This is a genomic window from Shewanella sp. 3_MG-2023 (assembly GCF_030548765.1).
GTDB lineage: Bacteria > Pseudomonadota > Gammaproteobacteria > Enterobacterales > Shewanellaceae > Shewanella.
In genome coordinates this window covers 1-3,278 of sequence record NZ_JAUOSH010000064.1, presented here as the reverse complement: position 1 = coordinate 3,278, position 3,278 = coordinate 1, and the positions used below count along the sequence as shown (strand labels likewise).

Here is a 3,278-nt window from a genome sequence, read left to right as displayed (position 1 = left end):
GAGCGGTAGTTCAGTTGGTTAGAATACCGGCCTGTCACGCCGGGGGTCGCGGGTTCGAGTCCCGTCCGCTCCGCCAAACAGATTAGCCCTTGTCATTAGACAAGGGCTTTTTTGTGCCTTTAATTTATGCTGTTGGGCTTATTTTAATGAATGAGTTAATTGGATTCATTACTTGAATTAGTAACTTGAATTAGTAACTTGAATTAGTAACTTGAATTAGTTACTTGAATTGGCTAAATGAATTGCTTGAATAAAAGCAGCAGTTGGTTACTTTGTATTAGTAAGCTGAGGCTGCCACGCCGGGGGGCGCGGGTTCGAGTCTCGTCCGCTGCGCCAAACAGATTAGCCCTTGTCATAAGACAAGGGCTTTTTTGTGCCTGTAATTTATGCTGTTGGGCTTATTTTAATGAATTAGTTAATTGGATTAATTACTTGAATTAGTTACTTGAATTAGTTACTTGAATTGGCTAAATGAATTGCTTGAATAAAAGCAGCAGTTGGTTACTTTGTATTAGTAAGCTGAGGCTGCCACGCCGGGGGGCGCGGGTTCGAGTCTCGTCCGCTGCGCCAAACAGATTAGCCCTTGTCATAAGACAAGGGCTTTTTTGTGCCTGTAATTTATGCTGTTGGGCTTATTTTAATGAATTAGTTAATTGGATTAATTACTTGAATTAGTTACTTGAATTAGTTACTTCAATTGGTTAAATGAATTGCTTGAATAAAAGCAGCAGTTGGTTACTTTGTATTAGTAAGCTGAGCCTGTCACGCCGGGGGCGCAGGTTCGAGTCCCGTCCGCTGCGCCGAACAGATTAGCCCTTGTCATAAGACAAGGGCTTTTTTGTGCCTGTAATTTATGACATTGAATGTATTTATCTTAAGCTGAGTCTATTGTTCTGCGGCTTTAACGTGAAAATTATTAAGCTTTAGATACTTCCAATCAGCAGGTTAAAAGGTTGATGTTAAGTTAAAAAATTACGGTAGATGTTTTAATTAAGCCTTGCTCTGATGTGTAATTTAGTATTTTATTAAAGATACAAACTCGCGAGCTATATCGCAGAAAATATAAAAAAGGAATTGTCCATGGTAGAACACATAACTGGCATGCTCGCGCTGATTGGCGTGCTGTCTTTATTGTGTCAATGGTTAGGTTGGAAGTTTCGTCTTCCTGCAATATTACCGTTATTGTTATGCGGTTTGTTACTTGGTCCGGGGCTTGGCATTTTAGACCCTGATGCTATCTTTGGCGATTTGCTGTTTCCCATTATTTCATTGGGGGTCGCGGTTATTCTTTTTGAAGGCGCGTTAACCCTCAATTTTAAAGAAATCAAAGATCACGGCCGCATGGTGACAAACTTAGTGACCTTTGGTGCCTTTATAACTTGGGCTTGTATCGCCCCAGGCGCTCATTGGCTATTAGGCTTTGAATGGCCCATGGCGCTACTTTTTGGTGCATTAGTGGTAGTGACAGGTCCAACAGTAATAGTGCCGATGCTGCGCACAGTAAGGCCAAAATCAAACCTTGCCAGCATCTTACGCTGGGAAGGAATAGTCATAGACCCTATCGGGGCAATTTTGGCAGTATTAGTTTATGAATATATTGCTGTGGCGACCGCTGCAGATCCCACCACCCATATATTATTCGCTTTAGGCATGACATTACTGTTAGGTTTTGGACTTGGGGCGCTTGCTGGCTATCTCATTGGCATTGCACTTCGTAGTAATGTGTTTCCTCATTATCTTAAAAATACTGCGGTATTAACTATTATGCTGGGCGTCTTTGTTGGTTCTAATTTGATCCAAGAAGAGTCTGGGCTGTTAACCGTGACTGTGATGGGCATTTGGTTAGCGAATATGCGTGGGGTTGATATTGCGGATATTTTAGAGTTTAAAGAGACTCTTACCGTATTACTGATCTCCGCCTTGTTTATTTTATTAGCGGCAAGACTTAACTCGACCGCGATGCTTGATTTAGGTTGGGGCGGTGTCGGTGTCTTACTGGTCGTGTTGTTGGTTGCAAGGCCTCTGAGTATCTGGATTTCTGGTATTGGTACTAGTTTATCTAGAGCTGATAAATGGTTTTTAAGTTGGGTCGCACCAAGAGGGATAGTTGCAGCGGCAATTTCTTCGTTATTTGCCATTAAGCTTGAAGCTATTGGGGTTAATGGTGCCAGCTCGATAGTGCCATTAGTGTTTTTAATTATTATTGGCACTGTTGTAATACAAAGCTTAACGGCAGGCCCATGGGCTAAGTTTTTAGGTGTAAAGGCCGATTCATCACAAGGCTTACTGTTATTTGGTGCCTCTAAGTTTTCACGTGAGTTAGCTAAGGTGTTAACGGCTAAGCAAGTGAAAGTGGTATTAGCCGATAATAACTGGGACAACATTCGTCAAGCGAGAATGGCGAATATCCCGGTTTATTTTGGTAATCCGGCCTCTGAACACGCCGAAAACTTTATGGATTTAAGTGGTATAGGTCGAGTGCTAGTGTTATCTCCCTATCGTCAATTAAACCCTTTAGTGAGTTTTCATTTTCAAGACTTATTAGGTACCAATAAAGTGTATGGCTTAAATAATGCCGAAGGGGGAAGTGCCAGACATCAATTGTCAGAGTCTTATTTAAAGCGTTTGTGTTTATTTGGTGAGTCAATTTCTTATGCCAAAATAGCCAGTTACATGGCGAAAGGTGCTGTCATTAAAGTTACTAATATTACGGATAATTTTACATTTGAACACTTTAAACAGCGTTATGGTGAAACGGCGATGCCGTTAATTTACCTGACTAAAGATCAGAAAGTAAAAATTATTTCAGGTACTGAAATTAATGAATTACCAGTCGGTATCGAGTTAATTAGCCTATTGCCGAAAGAGGCGCAAGAGCAAGATATCATCCAACGTAATTTAGCTGAAGTAACAGAAAATGAAGACGCTAATGAGCAAGATGACTCTGGTGAAACTTTCGGCAATACATCAGCTTGAATTTGATTTTGACTAAAAATCAGCAATAAAAAAGCTTCGTATTAACGAAGCTTTTTTTATGGAATTTTTACTTAAGGCTTAAGTTAAAGCGTTTCTAACACCGATAACACCACTTCATGGTGGTTTTTGGTTTTAAATTTATCGAACACATGTACTATTTTGCCATCTTGACCAATGAGGAAGCTCAATCTATGGATACCGTCATAGATTTTGCCCATGGGATATCACCCTTGGAAATAATTTGAGACATAAAAATTGACAAATATCAATGAAGCCTATACTTAACAGTGAGTTAGATTAAT

The 3,278-nt window shown here is 40.3% G+C and carries 1 protein-coding gene and 1 pseudogene; one reads left to right on the top strand and one right to left on the bottom strand.

The window, feature by feature from the left end; genetic code table 11:
* The first annotated feature begins 1,080 nt into the window (after positions 1-1,080).
* Positions 1,081-2,976: a sodium:proton antiporter gene (locus Q4591_RS19905; protein WP_303462582.1), complete on the top strand. Its 1,896-nt coding sequence runs from the start codon at positions 1,081-1,083 to the stop codon at positions 2,974-2,976.
* An 83-nt stretch (positions 2,977-3,059) separates the two neighbouring features.
* Here the strand turns inward: Q4591_RS19905 and Q4591_RS19900 are convergent.
* A pseudogene (locus tag Q4591_RS19900) lies at positions 3,060-3,194 on the bottom strand (thioredoxin-dependent thiol peroxidase); the annotation flags it as partial.
* Positions 3,195-3,278 lie beyond the last annotated feature (84 nt).